General features: G+C 63.3%; 19 protein-coding genes. 10 read left to right on the plus strand and 9 right to left on the minus strand.

Translation table 11 applies throughout. The features are described 5' to 3' along the window. Positions 1 to 82: 82 nt before the first annotated feature. From AC1D1L_RS18505 to AC1D1L_RS18515, 3 genes are all read right to left on the minus strand, one after another. On the minus strand, positions 83 to 850 hold the full coding sequence (locus AC1D1L_RS18505) for an N-acetylmuramoyl-L-alanine amidase (protein WP_477342917.1): 768 nt from the start codon (positions 848 to 850) through the stop codon (positions 83 to 85). Further along, positions 847 to 1,566: a TerB family tellurite resistance protein gene (locus AC1D1L_RS18510; protein WP_477231536.1), complete on the minus strand. Its 720-nt coding sequence runs from the start codon at positions 1,564 to 1,566 to the stop codon at positions 847 to 849. The genes AC1D1L_RS18505 and AC1D1L_RS18510 overlap by 4 nt, the downstream gene beginning before the upstream one ends. A gap of 210 nt (positions 1,567 to 1,776) precedes the next feature. Beyond that, positions 1,777 to 1,980, minus strand: a complete 204-nt coding sequence (locus AC1D1L_RS18515) for a hypothetical protein (RefSeq protein WP_112560371.1) — start codon at positions 1,978 to 1,980, stop codon at positions 1,777 to 1,779. A 175-nt stretch (positions 1,981 to 2,155) separates the two neighbouring features. On the opposite strand from AC1D1L_RS18515, the gene AC1D1L_RS18520 reads away from it, so the two are divergent. From AC1D1L_RS18520 to AC1D1L_RS18530, 3 genes are all read left to right on the plus strand, one after another. Then, positions 2,156 to 6,040, plus strand: a complete 3,885-nt coding sequence (locus tag AC1D1L_RS18520) for a hydantoinase B/oxoprolinase family protein (RefSeq protein ID WP_477342920.1) — start codon at positions 2,156 to 2,158, stop codon at positions 6,038 to 6,040. A 98-nt stretch (positions 6,041 to 6,138) separates the two neighbouring features. Further along, the gene (locus AC1D1L_RS18525; RefSeq protein ID WP_477342922.1) at positions 6,139 to 7,386 is read left to right on the plus strand and encodes a BtaA family protein; all 1,248 of its coding nucleotides are present in this window, start codon (positions 6,139 to 6,141) and stop codon (positions 7,384 to 7,386) included. Beyond that, on the plus strand, positions 7,383 to 8,051 hold the full coding sequence (locus AC1D1L_RS18530) for a class I SAM-dependent methyltransferase (RefSeq protein ID WP_477342924.1): 669 nt from the start codon (positions 7,383 to 7,385) through the stop codon (positions 8,049 to 8,051). Before AC1D1L_RS18525 ends, AC1D1L_RS18530 begins: the two co-directional genes overlap by 4 nt. Here the strand turns inward: AC1D1L_RS18530 and AC1D1L_RS18535 are convergent. Continuing rightward, complete coding sequence (locus tag AC1D1L_RS18535) at positions 8,048 to 9,427, minus strand: serine hydrolase domain-containing protein (RefSeq protein WP_477342926.1); 1,380 nt, start codon at positions 9,425 to 9,427, stop codon at positions 8,048 to 8,050. The two genes, AC1D1L_RS18530 and AC1D1L_RS18535, sit on opposite strands and share 4 nt — an antisense overlap. Positions 9,428 to 9,665: 238 nt before the next feature. Between AC1D1L_RS18535 and AC1D1L_RS18540 the strand changes: the two genes are divergently transcribed. Both AC1D1L_RS18540 and AC1D1L_RS18545 read left to right on the plus strand, forming a co-directional pair. Next, the gene (locus tag AC1D1L_RS18540; RefSeq protein ID WP_477342928.1) at positions 9,666 to 10,463 is read left to right on the plus strand and encodes a glycoside hydrolase family 25 protein; all 798 of its coding nucleotides are present in this window, start codon (positions 9,666 to 9,668) and stop codon (positions 10,461 to 10,463) included. A 92-nt stretch (positions 10,464 to 10,555) separates the two neighbouring features. Further along, entirely contained in the window at positions 10,556 to 11,785 is a 1,230-nt protein-coding gene (locus tag AC1D1L_RS18545; protein ID WP_477342929.1) for a lytic murein transglycosylase, read from the plus strand. 56 nt (positions 11,786 to 11,841) lie between these two features. Here AC1D1L_RS18545 and AC1D1L_RS18550 read toward each other — a convergent pair whose 3' ends face one another. After that, a complete protein-coding gene (locus AC1D1L_RS18550; protein ID WP_477342930.1) occupies positions 11,842 to 12,741 on the minus strand; it encodes a LysR family transcriptional regulator in 900 nt (299 codons plus the stop codon). A gap of 120 nt (positions 12,742 to 12,861) precedes the next feature. Here AC1D1L_RS18550 and AC1D1L_RS18555 point away from each other — a divergent pair, with 120 nt between their 5' ends. Then, positions 12,862 to 13,593 carry an SDR family oxidoreductase gene (locus AC1D1L_RS18555; RefSeq protein ID WP_477342931.1) on the plus strand — a complete coding sequence of 244 codons (732 nt, stop codon included), beginning with the start codon at positions 12,862 to 12,864 and terminating at the stop codon, positions 13,591 to 13,593. Here AC1D1L_RS18555 and AC1D1L_RS18560 read toward each other — a convergent pair. Then, positions 13,590 to 14,810, minus strand: coding sequence for an alanine racemase (locus AC1D1L_RS18560; RefSeq protein ID WP_352559937.1), 1,221 nt, complete (start codon positions 14,808 to 14,810; stop codon positions 13,590 to 13,592). The genes AC1D1L_RS18555 and AC1D1L_RS18560 overlap by 4 nt on opposite strands. 214 nt (positions 14,811 to 15,024) lie before the next feature. Here AC1D1L_RS18560 and AC1D1L_RS18565 point away from each other — a divergent pair, with 214 nt between their 5' ends. Continuing rightward, positions 15,025 to 15,942, plus strand: coding sequence for a DMT family transporter (locus AC1D1L_RS18565; protein ID WP_477342932.1), 918 nt, complete (start codon positions 15,025 to 15,027; stop codon positions 15,940 to 15,942). A 405-nt stretch (positions 15,943 to 16,347) separates the two neighbouring features. Here the strand turns inward: AC1D1L_RS18565 and metF are convergent, their stop codons facing one another. Then, on the minus strand, positions 16,348 to 17,265 hold the full coding sequence (gene metF / locus AC1D1L_RS18570; RefSeq protein WP_192258471.1) for a methylenetetrahydrofolate reductase [NAD(P)H]: 918 nt from the start codon (positions 17,263 to 17,265) through the stop codon (positions 16,348 to 16,350). Continuing rightward, entirely contained in the window at positions 17,265 to 18,287 is a 1,023-nt protein-coding gene (locus AC1D1L_RS18575) for an ArsR/SmtB family transcription factor (RefSeq protein ID WP_112560360.1), read from the minus strand. Before AC1D1L_RS18575 ends, metF begins: the two co-directional genes overlap by 1 nt. Positions 18,288 to 18,454: 167 nt before the next feature. Between AC1D1L_RS18575 and tsaA the strand changes: the two genes are divergently transcribed. Continuing rightward, positions 18,455 to 18,961, plus strand: coding sequence for a tRNA (N6-threonylcarbamoyladenosine(37)-N6)-methyltransferase TrmO (gene tsaA / locus AC1D1L_RS18580; protein WP_477343115.1), 507 nt, complete (start codon positions 18,455 to 18,457; stop codon positions 18,959 to 18,961). Next, positions 18,958 to 19,272: a DUF2293 domain-containing protein gene (locus AC1D1L_RS18585; RefSeq protein ID WP_477342933.1), complete on the plus strand. Its 315-nt coding sequence runs from the start codon at positions 18,958 to 18,960 to the stop codon at positions 19,270 to 19,272. Before tsaA ends, AC1D1L_RS18585 begins: the two co-directional genes overlap by 4 nt. A gap of 6 nt (positions 19,273 to 19,278) precedes the next feature. Here the strand turns inward: AC1D1L_RS18585 and AC1D1L_RS18590 are convergent, their stop codons facing one another. Next, the gene (locus AC1D1L_RS18590; protein WP_477342934.1) at positions 19,279 to 19,785 is read right to left on the minus strand and encodes a hypothetical protein; all 507 of its coding nucleotides are present in this window, start codon (positions 19,783 to 19,785) and stop codon (positions 19,279 to 19,281) included. A 156-nt stretch (positions 19,786 to 19,941) separates the two neighbouring features. Between AC1D1L_RS18590 and AC1D1L_RS18595 the strand changes: the two genes are divergently transcribed. After that, entirely contained in the window at positions 19,942 to 20,904 is a 963-nt protein-coding gene (locus AC1D1L_RS18595; RefSeq protein WP_477342935.1) for a D-amino acid aminotransferase, read from the plus strand. Positions 20,905 to 20,985 lie beyond the last annotated feature (81 nt).

Consider the following 20,985-nt stretch of genomic DNA (forward strand, 5'->3'; position numbering starts at 1 on the left):
CCTTTGAGGGCCGAATTGGTGTCGAACAAGGCGAGGCAATTCACTTTCAGTGACAGGCTGTAACTCTAATATCAGGAAAAGGTTATTTAGGCGCAACTGACCTAAGGGAAGTCAGCAGGCTTTGCAGCGTGCGGATCGTCGAGCCGTCGGCGACGCCATCCACCAGGCGTGGCCGGAAATGCCGCTGAAACGCTTCGACGACGATTTCGGTCTGGCGGTCGAAGACACCGGATATTTCCACGCCATAGCCGTAGAGCGCCAGCATCGACTGCAGCGCCTCGACCTCGGCGCCGGTATCGCCGGCTTTCGGCACCGGGCCGCGCCGGATTGGCGCCGCAGGCACGAGATGGCCGACCCCCGCCGCAAACAGCACCTTCCAGGGGAATTTCTCGCCCGGATCGATCTTGCGCCCTGGCGCGATGTCGGAATGGGCGAGCACCCGTTGCGCCGTAATGGAATGGCGCCCGATGATTCCCTTGCATAGCCCAATCACCGCCTCGATCTGCCGCTTGGGAAAGGTCGAATAGCCGAGCGAATGGCCGGGGTTGACGATTTCGATGCCGACCGAGCAGGAGTTGATGTCGGTGCGCCCGAACCAGGAACTTGCGCCGGCATGCCAGGCCCGGTCGCTCTCGCGCACCATCTGGACGATACGGCCGTCCTCGTGGACGAGATAGTGTGAGGAAACTTCGCTGGCGGGGTCGCACAGCCACGCTTCTGCCGCAGCACCCGTCGCCATGCCGGTATAGTGCAGCACGATCATGTCGGGTCTGAGCGTCTCGCGCCGCGGGGCGAAATTCGGCGATACCCTGACCTCGGCGCCTGGCTCGTCGGGCAGGAAGCCGCTCATGCGTGCCTAAGGCCCCGCTCGATCATTTCATAGGCCGCGTTGATCGCCGCGACCCTCGTCGTCGCGATCTTGATGAACTCCTGCGGCAGGCCGCGCGCGATCAGCCGGTCCGGATGATTGTCGGAGACCAGCTTGCGATACCGCTTCCTGACCTCCTCGAACGGCTTGCCGCGCTCGATGCCCAGCACGACATAGGGGTCGCCGGCGCCAAGATTGACGTGCCTGGCCATGATCGCCTCGTAGTGCACCTCGTCGATGCGGAAAATCTCGGCGATGCGGTGCAGGAAAATGCCTTCGCGTTCATGCACCAGCCCATCGGCCTTGGCGATATGGAACAGGCCGTCGAGTATGTCTTCCAGCATGACGCAGTTCGAATGGCCCGAGCCGCACATCTGCGCCATGCGCTCGGCATAGGTCTCGAACCCGGCAACGTCGCGCTTAGCCAGATCGTAGAGCCGCGCCACGTTGCGGGTCTGCTCTCTCGGCACCTCGAATATTTCCTGGAAGGCCCGCACCTCGTCCTGGGTGACGATACCGTCGGCCTTGGCCATCTTGGCCGACAGCGCAATCATCGCCACCGAGAAGGCAACGCGCCGGCGCAGATCCGCATCGCCGGAAAAAACAGTGCGCACAGCCTCGACCACTTCGGCGACGCCCGAATTGGCTGAAGAGGAAACGCGGTTGATGAACTCGCCAAGGCGATCCCAAATCGACATAAGCGCTTATTAGGGCCGCCAGCCACCGCTATCAAGCCAAGACAGCGCCGCAGGGTGGATCGATTTACGCAAACGCTGACGCGCCAGATCGCAAATCGTAGGAATGAGCCGAGCGTAGCCCACGAAACGGCCGGCCCCGGCCCTAAACGCAGGAAGGCCGGCGCGAAGCCGGCCTCCTCTCTCGTCACATCAAAGTGACCGAGACTGCTGCTACTGCGCGGGGGCGGCAGGAGCAGGCGTTGCCGGAGCCGGTTCAGCAGGCTTCGGGGTATCGGGGTTTGCCGGCTGCATCGGCTGGTCGGCCGCCGGCGGATTGGTGCTCTGGGTGGTGGTGTTGTCCGTACCGCTGTCGCTGCAGGCGGCAACGCCGAGCAGGGCCAGGGCAGAAACGGACGCAAGAATGAGCTTTTTCATAACATCTCTCCTTCACTACACGCTCACATTGCTGTGAACGCTCGAAGGGGAAATGCATCAGACGGCCATGAGTTTCGTAACGTTGCGTTTCGGCATGTAACATCCCCTTAGCCGATTGCAGGCCGTGCGATGGCGAACTAACAGTCTGAAACCAAATGAAATGCAGGAGCTCTGCGTGGACAAGAAATGGGATTTTTGGATCGACCGCGGCGGCACTTTTACCGACGTGATCGGACGCGACCCGGAAGGCGGGTTGCATCCCAGGAAACTCCTGTCGGAAAATCCTGAAGCCTACCCTGATGCAGCGATAGCCGGGATCCGCGAATTGCTGGGCCTGAAATCCGGCGCCGCCATCCCGCCCGGCCTGATCGGCGACATCAAGATGGGCACCACCGTCGCCACCAATGCGCTCTTGGAGCGCAAGGGCGACCGCGTGCTCTTGCTGATCACCAAGGGCTTTCGCGATGCGCTGAAGATCGCCTATCAGGCGCGGCCAGATATCTTCGCCAAGGAGATCATCCTCCCCGAACAACTCTATGAGCGGGTCATCGAGATTAACGAACGCGTGCGCGCCAATGGCGATGTCGAGCGCCTGCTCGACATCGCCGCTTGCCGTCCCGCCATCGAACAGGCCCGCGCCGACGGCATCGACGCGGTCGCGATCGTCTTCATGCATGCCTGGAAACACCCCGACCACGAGAAGGCGGTGGCGAAAGTCTGCCGGAAGATCGGCTTTTCGCAGATTTCGGTCAGCCACGAGGTTTCGCCGCTGATCAAGCTGGTCGGTCGCGGCGACACCACCGTGGTCGATGCCTATCTCTCGCCGATCCTGTCGAGGTATGTGCAGACGGTGGCGGGAGAGTTGGGTGCAGCGCCAATCTCCCCCCTTGTGGGGGAGATGTCGGCGAAGCCGACAGAGGGGGGCGCTGTCCCGCCAGCGCCTCATTCTGTCACGCCCCCCTCTGCCCTGCCGGGCATCTCCCCCACAAGGGGGGAGATCAGCCAGTCCCCCCACCTCATGTTCATGATGTCGTCGGGCGGGCTCACCGCCGCCGACATGTTCCAGGGCAAGGATGCGCTGTTGTCCGGCCCGGCCGGCGGCGTCGTCGGCATGGTCGAGACGGCGAAGCTCGCCGGTTTCGAGAAAGTCATCGGCTTCGACATGGGCGGCACCTCGACCGATGTCGCCCACTATGACTGCGAGTATGAGCGCGCCTTCGACACCGAGGTTGCCGGCGTACGCATCCGCGCGCCGATGATGCGCATCCATACTGTGGCCGCCGGCGGCGGCTCGATCCTGCATTACGAAGCCGGCCGCTTCCGCGCCGGCCCGGATTCCGCCGGCGCCAATCCCGGGCCAGCCGCCTACCGGCGCGGCGGCCCGCTCGCCGTCACCGACGCCAATGTGATGCTGGGCAAGCTGCAGCCCGATTTCTTCCCGGCGATTTTCGGACCCGGCCAGGACCAGCCGCTGGATGTGGCGGCCGTGCGCAAGAAATTCGCCGCACTCGCCGCCAAAATCGGCGAAGGCCGCACGCCAGAGGCCGCCGCCGAAGGCTTTGTCACCATTGCGGTGGAAAACATGGCCAACGCCATCAAGAAGATCTCCGTCCAGCGCGGCTACGACGTCACCGAATATCTGCTGAACTGTTTTGGCGGCGCCGGCGGCCAGCATGCCTGCCTGGTTGCCGACGCGCTCGGGATGGAGGCCGTGCTGATCCACCCCTTCTCCGGCCTGCTGTCGGCCTATGGCATCGGCCTGTCGTCCGTCTTCGCCTCGCGCCAACAGGCGCTGCTCAAGCCGCTTGCCGAAGAATCCAGGGCCGAGATCGGCAGCCTCATTGCCACGTTGAAAAAAGCCGTCATCGCCGAACTTGCGGCGCAAGGCATCACCGAGGACAAGGTTGCCGCAAAGCCGGTGTTGCACATTCGCTATGACGGCACCGACACGACGCTGCCGGTGAATTTCGAGCGGGACTCGATCTTCCAGGCCAGGCGCGATTTCGAAATCGCCCACAAGGCGCAGTTCGGTTTCGTCTATGATGACAAGCCGATGATCGTTGAGACGGTCGGCGTCGAAGGCGCCGAAATCGCCGAGGCCAGGGTCGAGGCCGTTGCGCCGGCCGGACCCACAAAGGTTGAAGCCGGCGCTTCCGGAACGCGGCGCATCTACACCGAGGGCCGGTGGCATGAGGCCGGCATCCATCGCCGCGAAAATCTGCGCCCCTCCAATCTGGTTCCAGGCCCCGCTCTCATCATCGAACCGAACCAGACCATCGTCGTCGAACCGGGCTGGCAGGCCGAAATCACTGACCTCAATCACGTCGTCATCCGCCGCACCGAACGGAAAGTGCGCACGGCCGCCCTCGGTACCGAAGCCGATCCGGTGATGCTGGAGGTCTTCAACAACCTCTTCATGTCGATCGCCGAACAGATGGGCGTCACGCTGCAGAACACCGCCTATTCCGTCAACATCAAGGAAAGGCTGGATTTTTCCTGCGCCGTCTTCGACCGCCACGGCGCGCTGGTCGCCAACGCGCCACACATGCCGGTGCATTTAGGCTCCATGGACCGCTCGGTCGAGACGATCATCCGGCTGAACTCCGGTGACATCCACCCCGGCGACGTTTTTGCGCTGAATGCCCCCTACAATGGCGGCACACATCTGCCTGACATCACTGTGGTGACGCCGGTGTTCGAGGAACAGCGCCCGATCTCCCCCCTTGTGGGGGAGATGTCGGCGAAGCCGACAGAGGGGGGCGCTGTCCCGCCGGCGTTGCGCTCTGTCACGCCCCCCTCTGCCCTGCCGGGCATCTCCCCCACAAGGGGGGAGATTAGCCAATCGCCGAAAATCCTGTTCTGGGCGGCGTCACGCGGCCATCATGCCGACATTGGCGGCACGGCACCCGGCTCGATGACCCCGCTCGCCACCACCGTCGACGAGGAAGGTGTTTTGTTCGACAATTTCCGTGTTGTCGATCGCGGAAAATTCCGCGAGGCGGAACTGCAGACGCTGCTCACCGACCACCCCTACCCCGCTCGCAACCCGCACCAGAACATCGCCGACCTCAAGGCGCAGATCGCCGCCAACGAAAAGGGCGTCGCCGAACTGCGCAAGATGGTCGCCCATTTCGGCCTCGATGTCGTCGAGGCCTATATGGGCCATGTCCAGGACAATGCCGCCGAAAGCGTGCGCCGCGTGCTGGAGCGGCTGCCCGACGCATCAGAATATGAATACCCGACCGACACCGGCCAGGTGATCAAGGTGAAGATCACGGTCGACCGGCAAAAGCGCGAGGCGACCGTCGACTTCACCGGCACGTCGCCTGTGATGAAGAACAATTTCAACGCGCCGGAGCCCGTCGCCCGTGCAGCGGTGCTCTACGCCTTCCGCGTCATGGTCGAGGACATGATCCCGATGAATGCCGGCTGTCTGCGGCCAATCAACATCATCATCCCCGACGGCTGCATGCTGAAACCCAGCTACCCCGCCGCCGTCGTCGCCGGCAATGTCGAGACCTCGCAGCATGTCACCAACGCGCTGTTCGGAGCCATGGGCGCCATGGCCAACGCGCAAGGCACGATGAACAACCTGACCTTCGGCAACAAGCAGTACCAGTATTACGAGACGATCTGCTCGGGCTCGCCGGCCGGGCAGATGAACTCCGGCCGCGGCTTTGCCGGAACCTCCGGCGTCCACACCCACATGACCAATTCGCGGCTCACCGATCCGGAAGTACTGGAACTGCGCTTTCCCGTGCTGCTCGAGGATTTTCACATCCGCCGGGGATCCGGTGGCAAAGGCAGATGGAGTGCCGGCGACGGCACCAAGCGGACGATCCGTTTCCTCGAAAAAATGGAATGCGCCATCCTCTCCTCGCATCGCAACCGCCCGCCGAAAGGCTTGGATGGCGGCGGCGATGGCGAGGTCGGCTCGACCGAGGTCCGCCGCCAGGACGGCAGCGTGGAGACGCTGAAGGCCTGCGACCAGACAGTGCTCGACGCCGGCGACGCCGTCATCCTGACGACGCCGACGCCGGGAGGGTTTGGCAAAGCCTGATATCCGGGAGCTGACATCCGGCAGTCAACAGGCTGTCACTGGCCTGTCATGACGCTGCGCTACCCGCTTGCGCCAAAGCAAATGGGGAATCATTAGCCATGACGGACGTTTCGGCAGATCTGGTCTTTCGCCGTGGCAAGGAAGTTGGAAAAGCCGTCTACCAGAACCGCCCGCTGTCGAAGGCCGGCCTTTCCGAGCGGCTGTTCGCGCTTCTGTTTTCCGGCCTCGTCTACCCGCAGATCTGGGAAGACCCTGAAGTCGACATGGAGGCCATGCAGCTTGGCCAGGGCCACCGCGTCGTCACCATCGCCTCAGGTGGCTGCAACATCCTCGCTTACCTCACCCGGTCGCCTGAACGCGTCGATGCGGTCGATCTCAACGCCGCCCACATCGCCTTGAACCGGATGAAGCTGGAGGCGGTGCGGCATCTGCCTTCACAGGGCGACCTGTTCCGCTTCTTCGGCGCCGCCGACACCAGCCACAATTCGGAAGCCTATGACCGCTTCATCGCGCCGCATCTCGATCCGGTCAGCCGCCATTACTGGGAGCGTCGCAACTGGCGCGGCCGCCGGCGCATCACCGTCTTCGACCGCAATTTCTACCAGACCGGCCTGCTCGGCCTGTTCATCGCCATGGGCCATCGCACCGCCAAATTCTTCGGTGTCGATCCCGCCGGCATCATGGCGTCGAAGAGCATCGCCGACCAGCGTCGTTTCTTCAACGAAGAGCTGGCGCCGGTCTTCGACAAGAAGCTGTTGCGATGGGCGACATCGCGCAAGGCGTCGCTGTTCGGTCTCGGCATTCCGCCGGCGCAGTACGATTCGCTGATCACCTCGGGCGACGGTTCGATGGCCAGCGTGCTGAAGGCCCGGCTGGAAAAGCTCGCTTGTGATTTTCCGTTGAAGAACAATTATTTCGCCTGGCAGGCCTTTGCCCGCCGCTACCCCAATCCGGGCGAAGCGGCCCTGCCCGCCTATCTCGAAGAGGCCAATTACAAGGCGATCCGCAACAATGTCGATCGCGTCGGCATCCACCACGCCAACCTGATCGAATTCCTGGCCGGCAAGGATGCCGGGACCGTCGACCGCTTCATCCTGCTCGACGCGCAGGACTGGATGACGGATGACCAGCTCAACGCGCTGTGGTCGGAGATCACCCGCACCGCCTCGGTCGGCGCCCGCGTCATCTTCCGCACCGCTGCCGAACCCAGCCTGCTGCCCGGCCGCGTCTCGACCTCGCTGCTCGACCAGTGGACCTACGAGGACGAGGCCTCGCGCGACTATTCGGCCCGCGACCGCTCGGCGATCTATGGCGGCTTCCACCTCTATGTTAAGCGCCCGGCATGAGCACGAGCGAGCTGCCGGCCGACCATGCCAAGTTGATGGACGGCGTCTATCGTTGGCAGCGTCATATCTACGACCTGACCCGCAAATATTACCTGCTCGGCCGCGACCAGATGATATCGGGGCTGGACGTGCCGGCGAACGGCACAGCGCTCGAACTCGGCTGCGGCACCGGTCGCAACATCGCGCTTGCCGCCCGCCGCTATCCGGAGGCGCGCTTCTTCGGTCTCGATATTTCGGCGGAAATGCTGGAAACAGCGGCAGCCGCCGTCGCGCGCGAAGGCCTGTCCGGTCGCGTCATGCTGGCGCGCGGCGATGCCACCGATTTCGACGCCAAGACACTGTTCGGCGTCGAGCGTTTCGACCGCATCTTCGTGTCCTATTCGCTGTCGATGATCCCTGGCTGGGAAAAGACGGTTTCAGCAGCGCTTGCAGCACTTGCGCCCGGCGGCTCATTGCATGTCGTCGATTTCGGCCAGCAGGAAGGTCTTCCCAACTGGTTCCGGACATTGCTGCGCGGCTGGCTCAGAAAATTCCACGTCGCGCCGCGTGAATCATTGCGCGAAGTCCTGGAATCGGAATCTCGGCGAACCGGCGCAAGCTTCCGTTTCCGCACGCTTTATCGCGGCTACGCTTGGCTGGCGGTGATCGCGCAGCCAAGAGGCTAATGCAGCGCCTTCACCAGCGCTCCAAGCATCACCTGCGGCCGGTAGCCGAGCTTGGCCGGGGTTAGCCCGAGCCGCACCACCACCAGTTGCTCCGACGGGACGATGGCGACCGTCTGGCCGTCATGGCCCTCCATCCAGTAGGTGTCCTTTGGCAGGCCGGCGGCGACGCCGGCGCCGGGGTTTCCCTCATCGCCAGGCGCCTCGATCCACAACTGCCCCTTGCCATAGACCTTCGAGGCCGGCGCCGGCTCGCGCATCCAGTCGACGAAACCGGCCGGCAGGATCTGGTTGCCGTTCCACACCCCGCCTTGCAGCAGGAACTGGCCGAAGCGCGCCCAGTCATGGCCGGTGGCGTAGAGATAGGATGAGCCGACGAAGGTGCCCTCTTCGTCTGTTTCGAGCACCGCGCCTTGCATGCCAAGCGGCGCGAACAGCGCTGTCCGCGGCCAAGCCAGCGCCTTCACCTTGTCACCGATCGCGTCCTGCCACAGCCGCGACAGCATCACTGCCGTGCCGCTCGAATAGGAGAAGACCTTACCCACTTCGCCGGTCATCGGCTTGGATTCGGCGAAGCCCGCCATGTCGGGCTCGAGATAGAGCATGCGCGTCACGTCGGCGACGTCGCCATAATCCTCGTTGAACTCCAGCCCGCTCGACATCGCCATCATGTCGGCGAGACTGATGGCGGCGCGGCCGTCCGCCTTCCAGGGGCCGAACAGGCCCTGATTGGTCACCGCCATCTTGCCGTCCTTGACCAGCGTGCCGACAAGCGCGGCATTGACCGTCTTGGTCATCGACCAGCCGAGCAGCGGCGTCTTCGCCGAAAAGCCGTCGCCATAACGCTCGGCAACGATGCGACCGTTCTTCACCACCACCACAGCCCGCATGCCGGTGCCGGTCATCCCTGCATCGTCGAGGATCTTGCCGATCTCGGGATTCTGCGAGGCATCGACCCGATCGCCCTCCGGCCACAGATCGCCCTTGGTGGTCGCCAACGCTTCGGCAGGGATTGTGGTACGCCGTACCTTGCCGACATCGCCGTCGGGAACCGAGGCGCAACCCAAGCCGTCGCGCGCGACGGCAACGCTCTTGCCGAGGAAGCCGAGCAGCCCGGCCGAGACGGTCCCCCTGTTCTTGTCGACCGACACTTTCATAAGCCTGAGCAGTGGATGGCCAGGTGCCTGCACGTCTACGGCAAGTACCTCGTGGGGGTCACGTCCGGCGATAAAAACATTCGAGCAGACGATCTTGGCCGAATAGCCCGAACCGACGCGGATCAGTTCCGGCGGCGCGATGTAGAGCCAGGCTAACAATGCGGCGACCGCCAGCACGACCAGGCCAAGCAGCCATTTAACGATGTTCACGACGACCCGCATCTTTTAAGTCCCTGCTTTTCCGCTGCCCGGTGGCTTGCGGCTCGATTGATGTCATCGATTTGCCGCCATTGCTTCCGCAAAATCGGTGTTCTTGTCGAGCGCCGTCAACCTGTTATCAACCATGATCGGCGATCACTGGAGAATCGGGCGATGCTGTGGGGCGATCGTCTGGTCTGGTGGGGCTACCCGCAACAACAAAACCCAACAGCGACCGGCTGATTCCGGCTCGGGAAATGCGATGCGCCGTTTCGCGGCCCTCATCACGTTGACGCTGCTGGCCGCCTGCTCGACCGCCGGCGATCTCGTGCCGTCGATGTCGCCTTCGAGCAGCCCGACGGTTGCGGTGCGCGCACCGCGCTTCGAAGACTCCAAGCCGCATGAGTGGGACAGCGGCACGCCCTGGAATTACGCCGTTCACGGCACCGATGTCTCCAAGTACCAGACGTCGGTCGACTGGCCGACAGCCAAGGCCAGCGGCATCTCCTTCGCCTTCATCAAGGCGACCGAGGGCGGCGATCGTTTCGACGACTATTTCAACGAGCACTGGGCCCGCACCAAAGCCAATGGCATTCCGCGCGCGGCCTACCATTTCTTCTATTTCTGCACGCCGGCCGCCACCCAGGCGCGCTGGTTCATCGAAAACGTGCCTGTCGACCGCTCGGCCATGCCGCCGGTGCTCGACATGGAATGGAACCCGAAATCGCCGACCTGCCGGCTGCGTCCGGATTCGGCGACGGTTCGCGCGGAGATGACCACCTTTCTCGAAATCGTCGAACGGCACTATGGCAAGAAGCCGATCATCTACACCTCGGTCGACTTCTTTGACGACAACGACCTTTCGACTTTCCGCGGCTATCCCTACTGGCTGCGCTCGGTCGCCGGCCACCCCCGCCAGAAATACGGCAGCCACCCGTTCACCTTCTGGCAATACACCGGAACCGGCATCGTTCCCGGCATGACCGGCAAATCCGATATCAACGTCTTCAACGGCAGCGAAGCTGCCTGGAAAAAGTGGCTGCGGCAGAACACGCATTGACACCGGTGCAACGGCAGCGAAGCCGTCCGAAACCGCAGGCCGCGGCAGAACACCCGTTGACACCGGCGCTGCCGCCTGCTTTTCGACGGTCCATGCGAACCGATTTGCAACCACAGGGATATCAGGGCCGGAAACAGTCGAAGAACCGACTGCGCTCCGGGCTGCTCGCGGCCCTGCTGCTCAGCGCCGCGGCCGTGCCGGCGGCAGCGCAGGAATGCGGCGGCGACTTCGAAGCCTGGAAACAAGGCGTCGCGGCGGAAGCCAAGGCAGCCGGCGTCGGCGCTATCGGCCTCGACGCGCTGGAAGCCGCCAACATCGACGACAAGGTGCTGGCGCGCGATCGCGCCCAGGGCGTCTTCGCCCAGACCTTCATCCAGTTCTCCAACCGCATGATCTCGGCCTACCGGCTGAAGCAGGGTGCGGCCAATCTGAAGAAATACGCCGACGTCTTTGCCCGCGCCGACCAGCAGTTCGGTGTCCAGGCGCCGATCATCACCGCCTTCTGGGGGCTGGAGACCGATTTCGGCGCCGTGCAGGGCGATTTCCACACGCTAAGCGCCTTGGTGACGCTGTCGCATGACTGCCGCCGCCCGCAGCTGTTTAGGCCGCAGCTGGTACCGCTGTTGATGCTGATCGATCGCGGCGTCGTGCCAGCCGACGTCACCGGCGCCTGGGCCGGCGAGGTTGGCCAGACGCAGATCCTGCCCTCCGACTATCTAGCGCGCGGCGTCGACGGCGACGGCGATGGCATCGTCGACCTCAGGCGCAGCGTGCCCGACGTGATCATGACCACGGCCAACAAGGTGCTGTCGCGCGGCTGGAAACGCGACCAGCCCTGGATCGAGGAAGTGCGCGTGCCCGAGGACATGCCGTGGGAGCAGACCGGCCGCACCAACAAGCTGCCGCTGTCGCAATGGGCTCAATGGGGCGTTACCAATCCCGACGGCACGCCGCTGATCGACAACGGCCTGAAGGCCGGCCTGGCGCTGCCGATGGGCCGCAAGGGCCCGGCCTTCCTCGCCTATGACAATTTCGACGTCTATCTCGAATGGAACCAGTCCTTCACCTACGCCCTGACGGCGGCAAACCTCGCGGCACGGTTGGCAGGGGCAAAGCAATTCGACCCGCGCAATCCCGAAACCGGGCTCAATGGCGACCAGATGAAGGAATTGCAGACCAAGCTCGAGGCCAGGGGTTATGACGTCGGCACCGTCGACGGCATTCTGGGCACCAACACCCGTGAGGCTATCCGCAAGGAACAGATGCGGCTTGGGCTACCGGTCGACGGCTGGCCGACGCCGGAGCTTTTGGGGAAATTGTGAAGAAAGCGAGTAGACAGCAGGGGCCTAGGCAGTAGAACCTCCCCAAGCTGCATTCCCTATTCCCTAGTCCTTGCCCGAACGAAATCGATAAATGCTCGCAAAGCCGGCGGGACGTGTCTCGAACTTGGGTGATACAGGAAGAAGCCTGGGAAGCTGGGCGACCAGGGCTCAAGAAATCTCACCAACCTGCCAGCCCCGATCGACGGCTGGACCTGATAGTCGATCATGTAGGCGACACCTGCTCCACCCAGCGCCGCATTCAGCATCAGCTCGGTGTCGTTGACGGTCAGGCTGCCCTGGACTGCGATTTCAAGAACCCGTCTGCCGCGCGAAAACTCCCACCGGTAGATGTTGCCGCCGCCCGGCCATTGAAAATTGATGCATTGGTGCTGGTGCAGATCCTGGGGATGACGGGGAATTGCGCGGCCTTCGAGGTAGGCCGGGGCAGCCACCGCCGCCATTTGCAGATCCTCGCTGAGCTTGACTGCCACCATGTCCTTGTGCAGCCGCTCGCCGAGACGTATCCCGGCGTCGAACCGGCCCTGGACAATATCGGTCAGCATGTCGTCGACGATCACCGTCAGCGCGATTTCGGGATAGGCGCGCTGGAAGTCTCCCAGGATAGGCGCGATGAAACGCATCGCCGCGACGCGCGACACGTTGATGCGTAGCGATCCCGCCGGCCGGTCTCGTCCGGCCTGAACGTCGGCAACAGCACCGTCCAGTTCGCCGAATGCAGCGGCCAGCCGGGCAAACAGCGTATCGCCGGCAGCGGTCGGTGAAACACTGCGGGTCGTGCGGTTGAGCAGCCTGACCCCGATACGAGCCTCCAACTGCCGGATCGATTGGCTGAGCGACGGCGGCGACACACGCAGCCGCGCCGCGGCGCGAACGAAACTGCCCTCCTCCACGATCGCGGCAAATGCCTTGAGCTGGGAGAATTCGGAACCGCGCATTGTGTATTCCTGGATTAACAAGCCAGTTAGATAATAGGCCATTATCTGATCAGTTGTATTGCCCTATTTCTCGACCATCGGCCTGCCGACCGCGGGCCTGGACGGTTGAAGGAATTGATCATGTCCCAGTCCTTGCAAGGCAAAACCGCACTCGTCACCGGCAGTTCGCGCGGTATCGGGCGAGCCATCGCCGAAGGGCTCGCGGCCAAGGGCGCTGCCGTCGTCGTCAATTATGTCAGCAACCGGAAAGCAGCTGACGAGGTCGTGGTCGCTATCGCCAGCAAGGGCGGAAAGGCAATCGCCATTGAGGCCGACATTTCCGTTCTTGCCGATGTCCGTCGCCTGTTCGACGAGACCGAGAACCAATTGGGCGCGATAGAGATTGTCGTTGCCAATGTCGGCGTCGCCATCATCAAGCCGTCCATCGAGGTGAGTGAAGCCGATTTCGACCTTGTCTTCGGAACCAACGCCAAGGGCACGTTCTTCACGCTTCAGGAAGCAGCGCGCCGTGTGCGCGACGGCGGCCGGATCATCGCGGTCTCCACTGGCGGCACCAAGATGTTCTTCACGCAGACGGCGCTCTATCTCGGCAGCAAGGGTGCCGTCGAACAATTCGTCCGCGTGCTCTCGCGGGAACTCGGGGCGCGCGGAATCACCGTGAATGCACTGTCGCCAGGCTTCACCGACACGGACCTGCTTCCCGAGCGCGATCGTGCCGTGGCCGCCGGCATGTCGCCCTTCGGCAGGATTGGCGCCACGCGCGACGTTGCCGATGTCGCGGTCTTCCTGGCCAGCGACGAGGCCCGCTGGCTGACCGGCGAGAATATCCAGGCCGGTGGCGGGGTGGCCTAATCCGCCATCGTCTCCAGGCTGGCAAAGCCCTGCGGCGCATCGCCTTCGTCGAAGGGCGTCGTCACCTCGACGAAAGTGTCGGGATAAAAGCCGTTGAAGCGGGTTCGCAGCGAAAGCGAATAGGCGCCGATATGGCCGATCTCGATCCAGTCGCCGGTGTCGACGGTTTCCGGCAGCCAGAAGGGCCTCGACAGGATGTCGACGGAATCGCAGGTCGCGCCGCAGACCTTGAACGGCACGATGTTCTTCTCCTCGCCATTGCGCGAGCGGATCGCCGGATCGGGAATGAAACGCGCCGGCAGCGTGATCTTGCCGGTCCATGAATCCGACAGCGACGCCCAGATGCCGTCATTGATGTAGAGCCGCTTGCCCTTGCGCAGCAGCACGCGCACGATCAGTGAAAGGCAGCGCGCGACGATCACCCGGCCGGGCTCGGCCACCAGCGGCATCTGGTCGAACTGATATTCCCTGAGGTCGCCCGACAGCCGCGACATGATCTGGCCGAGCGACGGCATCTCGACCTGCTTGCGGTTGGGATCATGGCCATATTCGGCGGGAAAACCGCCACCGACGTCGAGACCGGCCACGTCGAAGGTCAGTCGGTTGCGCACCCAATCGGCCGAGGCCAGCGCCCGCTCATAAGTGTCGGGATCCTCGATCTGGCTGCCGACATGGAAGCAAAGCCCAACCTTGTAGCCGGTGCGGTTGAGCCGCTCGGCAAGCTCCACCGCATAGGCCGGCCCGGCGCCGAATTTCTTCGACAGTTCGTAAGCAGCCGAGCCTTTGGTCTGGATGCGCACGAACACGCTGATGGCGCCCGGATCGATGTCGAGCGCACGCACCACGCGCGTCAGCTTGGTGATTTCGTCCTCATGGTCGAGCGAAATCACGCGGATGGCGTATTTCTCCAGCGCCAACTTGATGTCCGACTGCGCCTTGACCGGATGCATGTAAAGCATCTCGGCATCGGGTGAGACCGCACGCACGGCGGCGAACTCGCCGGGCGAAGCCACATCGAAGGCAGTAACGCCGGCTTCGACCAGCGCCTTCAGCACGATCTGCTCCCCATTGGTCTTGACCGCATAGGCGGTCTTGCCGGGAAACATGCCCATGAATTGTTTGGCGTCCGCCTTCAGCACCTGCGGGCGAAAGCAGTAGACCGGGTCGTCAGGACGAAGCGCCAGCGCCGCCTCGCGGGCATTCTCGAATCGCTGCATGGACGAATCCCCTAACTTCTCGGCTGCGCACAATTAATCCAAGCTAGCGGCTAAAGAAAACAATTCTGTGTCTCGCGGCGCTGATGCTACGGCGTTAGGACCAAATGGGTACGTCTGCCATCCGATCAGGTTTCGGGTGGCCCTTGTCGCTGGACCCGATATGCCTTTTGCCTGACCGACTGGCGCTCGCGCCGTCTGGGGAGGACGATTCGAAATGGCAATTGCCACGACATCCGTGCAGCGCGGACCGATGACGCTCAGGGACTGGGGCCAGCTTCTCCTGCTCGGCGCGATCTGGGGCGGTTCATTCTTCTTTGCCCGCATCGCCGTTGCCGAGATACACCCGCTGGTGCTGGTGCTGTTTCGCGTCGCCATCGCGGCGATCGCGCTGCAGCTCTATCTCGCCATTCGCGGCCCGTCCTTCCGCCTCGCCTTTCCGCATGCTGGCCTGTTTTTCCTGCTGGCGCTCGCCAACAATGTCGTGCCGTTCTCGCTGATCTTCGCCGGCCAGACCGCGCTCGGCGCCGGCGTCGCCTCGGTGCTCAATGCGACGACGCCGTTCTGGACGCTGATCCTCGCCAATGCGTTGACATCGGACGAAAAGCTGTCCTGGAACAAGCTTGCCGGCATCGGGCTCGGCATCGCCGGCACCGCGGTCATGATCGGCCCCGGCCTGCTGGCCGGGCTCGGCGGCCCGGTCTGGGCGAAGTTCGCGCTGATCGGCGCCTCGCTGTCCTACGCTGTCGCGCTGATGATCGCCCGCCGCTTCAAGGGCGTGCCCTCGCCTGTCATCGCCACAGGACAATTGACGGCGTCGACCATCATCATGATCCCGGTGGTGCTGTTCACCTACGGCCCGGCCGGCCTGTTCTCGGCCTCGCCGCCGGTCTGGGCAGCGGTGTTGGCGTTGGCACTGCTCTCCACCGCCTTCGCCTACATTCTCTATTTCAATCTCGTCGCCTCGGCCGGCGCCACCAACGCTTCGCTGGTCACGCTCATCGTCCCGGCCAGCGCCATCCTGCTCGGCTTACTGTTCCTCGGCGAGCGGCTCGCTCTGTTTGAGTTCTGCGGCATGGCGCTGATTGCCTTCGGCCTGGTGACGATCGACGGACGGTTGTTCGGTCGGCGCTAGAACGGGGATGGTAGCGCTGCCATGCCACGCTTCCGCCACAGACCCGTCACAATTTATTCACAGCCCGCCAGCGGGCATTTGCCGAAGAGTTTCAATGCCTAACGGCAAGTGGCGGGTCGCAAATTCCACAATCGTGTCGCATTGCAGCATACTTTCCGCTTGCCTGTGGCATAAATGCCCCTAGACTCCACCCATAGCTCTTTCATAGAGGAGGCTATGACATGGGACTTACGAGGCCAATCAACGCATTGATGATCTGTGCTGCATTTGCCTTCATTGGCGCCCTTATCATAGGCGTTCTTCCGTAACCGCCAGAGCGGAAGAAGATAGCAGCAAATAGCCCACAAATTCGAAAGGCCGGGTTTTTCGCCCGGCCTTTTGCATTTCAGATCATCACGATGAGACTCAGGCCGCGGCCGACCCAGCCACTTCCGTTTCGTGCGAGCGGATGCCGATCATGTGGCAGATCGCGAACACCAGGTCAGCCCGGTTCATGGTGTAGAAGTGGAAATCGCTGACGCCGCGCTCGACAAGGTCGAGCACCTGCTCTGCGGCCACGGCCGATGCCACCAAAGCATGCGTCTGCGGGTCGTTTTGCAGCCCCTCGAAGCGCTCAGCCAGCCATGCCGGCACCAGCGCACCGCAGCGTGCCGAGAAATTGGCGACCTGGGTGAAATTGTGCACCGGCAGGATGCCGGGCACGATCGGGATGTAGATGCCGGCGCGGCGCGCCTTCTCGACGTAACGCTCGTAGAGATCGTTGTCGAAGAAGAACTGGGTGATCGCCCGGGTCGCGCCATTGTCGGCCTTGCGCTTCAGCATGTCGAAGTCGGTGGCGAAGTCAGGGCTTTCCGGATGCTTTTCCGGATAGGCCGAGACCGAAATGTCGAAATCGCCGGCTCCCTTCAGCGCGCCGACCAGTTCGGCGCCATTGGCATAGCCATCGGGATGCGGCCGGTAGGCGGTGCCGACGCCCGCCGCTGGATCGCCGCGCAAGGCGACGAAGCGTTTCACGCCCATCTCGGCGAATTCGCGAACCACGGCGTCGACCTCATGGCGGGCGGCGTCAACGCAGGTCATGTGCGCCGCCGGCGTCAGCGTCGTCTCGTTGAGGATGCGCTTGACCGTGCGGGCCGTGCGCTCGCGCGTCGAGCCGCCGGCGCCATAGGTCACCGAAACGAATTTCGGCTTCAGCGGCTCCAGCCTAGTGACGGTGTCCCAGAGCCTCGCCTCCATCTCGTCGGTCTTCGGCGGAAAGAATTCGAAGGAGACGCGGACCTTGTCGCCAATGTCGGGACGGCGGGAAAAGCGGAACTGGTTCATCAGGCGGTTTCCCCAATTTGGTATGCTTTGGCCGGCAAAGAGTCGTTGGAAGGTTCGGCGATCAGCATGCGGCGGTCGCGGCCGAGCCACAGCTTGACGGTGAGCCTGGCTTCGTTGCCGCCGCGCGGCTCGAATTCCTGGGCATCTTCGAGGTCGAGCTCAGCCTCGGCAAACCATTCCGATATCTGCCGATCGGAAAAGCCCAGTCTGACATGCGCATGCTGATCACGCAGGAACTCCAGCGCATGCGGCGCGAAGTCGACGATTACCAGCCGGCCCGCCGGGCGCAGCAACCTCGCCGCCTCGCGGATGGCGCGGGCGGGGTCATCGAGATAGTGCAGCACCTGATGGATGGTGACGAGGTCGAAGGCATCGCGCTCGACCGGCGGCGCAAAGATGTCGCCCTGGCGGACCTGCGCATTGGCAATGCCGGCCTTGTCGAGATTGGCGCGCGCCACCGTCAGCATCTCGCGCGACATATCGATGCCGACGCCACGCCGGTAGAGCGGCGAGAAGATCTCAAGGAGGCGCCCGGTGCCGGTGCCAAGATCGAGCATCGACTGGAACGGCCGCTTGCCGACCAGTTTGAGGAGTGCTGCTTCCACCGCGCGGTCCGGCACATGCAGCGAGCGGATATGGTCCCAGCTCGCAGCGTTTTCGGAGAAATATTCGGCGGCGCGATCCTGCCGCTTGCGCTTGACCGACGCCAGCCGCTCGAGGTCGCGCTCGACCTGCGGGTCGGCGCCGCGAATGCCGGAGACCAGCCCCATGACGAAGTCGCGCGCGGAATCGGTATCTGACAATCGGAAGAACGCCCAGGAGCCTTCCTGATAACGGCCGATCAGCCCTGCTTCCAGCAACAGCTTCAGATGGCGCGACACGCGCGGCTGCGACTGGCTGAGGATCTCGGTGAGATCGGACACCGTAAGGTCGCCGCGCGACAACAGCGCCAGGATGCGCAGGCGGCTCGATTCGGCCGCCGCCTTCAATGTATCCACCATCGTATCGAGCGAGACATGCATTGGCGTATTCTCGTTGAAAAGATATAAACATATGTTTATGTCAGCTTTAACGACATGGCAAGACCTATGTCGCTTCCTGACAAGAAAATGCCGCACGTGTGATCCCCATGGCCGGAAAGCGCTTTTCCGTCACGATCGACTGGAAACCTGTGCTAGAGGCGAAAGCCATGTTCGAGACGCGCGACGGCGAAAAGCTCCTGCAGTCAGACCCGGCTGACATGCCGCCGGATGGCCACATCGTGTTCATCGGCCGCATCGCCTCGCCATGGACATCGCGGGAAAGCTGCCCGAAGAACATGCGCGCGGCGCGCGAGACGGGACAGGCGGCGACGGTTGTCATCGACCCACCCTATCGCGAGGGCCTGCTTGCGCTGGAGCGCGCCAGCCACATCATCATCCTATCCTGGCTGCATCACGCACCGCGGGGACTGATTGTCCAGAAACCCCGCCATGCGGCTGAACCGAAAGGCGTTTTCTCGTTGCGCTCCCCGGCCCGGCCGAACCCGATCGGACTCCACGTAGCCAAGCTGACCGCCGTCGACATCGATACAGGCCGCATCGATATCGACGCCATCGATGTGCTCGACGGCACGCCGGTGATCGACATCAAACCCTATTTCGCCTCGACCGATGCCTATGCCGGGGCAACCATTGCCGGGCGCGACGAGACATGAGCGCGCCCACCGGCCGCCGCCGCGCCATTGCCAAGGCGCTGACCGCGCTGCTGCCGCTGGCGCCCTATGCCGACATGGAGAAAATCCGCGCCGAGGCTGGTGCGGTGCATATGAAGACGCTGCCGCCGAGCATTGCCGTATGGCTGGCGACGATCGCCCACATCAGGCACGGCCATACCGACTATGAGAAACTGCTGGCCGAGGGCTATGATCGCGACTCGGCGCGGTTCTTCGTCATCGAGCAGACCAACATGGTGCTGACCCGCTGGCGCGCTACGCGCCTGCTCGATGCCGACGATGACGAGGAATGATCTCGGCTACTGCCGGCTTAACACCGCAACGGCGTTGTAAGGCTGGCCGTCGGCCTGCCCGACCCAGGTCCAGGACAGGTTCCCTTTGAAGAACCGGACGGTGATGCCGCCGCCATCGATGCACTTGTCCTGGCCGTAGGTGATGTTTTCGCGGTATTCCGCCGAGCTGTCGTCCCGCGAAATCTGGGTCAGAGATCCGCCGCAGCCGAGCGACGGATAATCGATCGACGCAGCGCGATCGCCGACGGTCATCGTGATCGCCCAGTCGGCGCCGGCGGCCCCTGCCGGGCTTTGATGTCCACTGCCGGTCCAGATGCCGTTGAGCCCCGTCGCGTTGACCAGGCAAGGGACGTTCTGGAAGATCGGCGTCAGCTCACTGCCCGTCTTTTCGCAGCGATAGGTCTGGCCGCTCTGGCACAGTTCCTCGCCCTCGCGGGCGCACTGCGCAAAGGCCTCGCCGGTAACGAAGACGAGGAAAACTGCAAAGATGATGGTCTGAAAAAATCTGCCCATGTTGCCCCCTCCCGGCCGGACATTTTCAAGGCTGACCATAGGGCAAATCGAATGTGCTACCTAGGACAAACAGCGTTGCCCGGGTGGCTCTATGCCGTCGGCTGAAGGCCGCTAGCCTGACCCGCGCCGCATTGAGCCGAAGGGACACCAGTCGCCATGAACCGAAGCGCAGCAGCAGGTAGCATTGCGCCATTGCCGACCCTGTCCGAGCGCCATATCGACCCGCATTCCTATCCCGACGGTATCGCCTTCCTCGACAGCCAATATCTGCCGATGTCGCAAGCAAAAATCTCGGTGCTGGATTGGGGTTTTCTGCATTCCGACGCCACCTACGACACCGTCCATGTCTGGAACGGCAGCTTCTTCCGCCTCGACCTGCATCTCGACCGCTTCTTCGCCAGCTTGCAGAAACTGCGCATGACGGTCCCGTTCGACCGCGACGGTGTGAGCGAAATCCTGCACAATTGCGTGGCGCTCTCGGGCCACCGCGCCGCCTATGTCGAGATGCTGTGCACGCGCGGCGCTTCGCCGACCTTCAGCCGCGATCCGCGCCAGGCGATCAACCGCTTCATGGCATTTGCCGTGCCGTTCGGTTCGGTCGCCAATGCCGAGCAGTTGCGGCGTGGACTGCATGTCGCCATCAGCCACAAGGTGCGCATTCCGCCGGCCTCGATCGACCCGGCGATCAAGAACTACCACTGGCTCGACCTGGTGCGCGGCCTCTACGATGCCTATGACCGTGGCGGCGAGACGGCGCTGGTCCTCGACTTCAACGGCAATGTCGCCGAAGGCCCCGGCTTCAACGTGTTCTGCGTCAAGGATGGCAGCCTATCGACGCCGGCCATTGGCGTGCTGCCCGGCATCACCAGGCGCACTGTCTTCGATCTCTGCGCCGAAGCCGGCCTTGCCGCCACGGCCGTCGATGTCAGCGTCGCCGCGCTGAAGGCTGCCGACGAAGTCTTCATCACCTCCACCGCCGGCGGCATCATGCCGGTGACGATCATCGACGGCATGCCAATCGCCGACGGCAAGGTCGGGCCGTTTACCAGCCGGCTGATGGCGCTCTACTGGCAAAAGCATGACGACCCGGCCTGGTCGAGCCCGGTGCGCTACCCCTGACCAGACAAGCGCCTTGCTCAGCCGGACGGTCGGGGCAAAAAGATTCCTCCTCGCCTCTGGAAAATCGCGCGATGCGCCGTA

Source organism: Mesorhizobium sp. P2_D6, assembly GCF_056404315.1.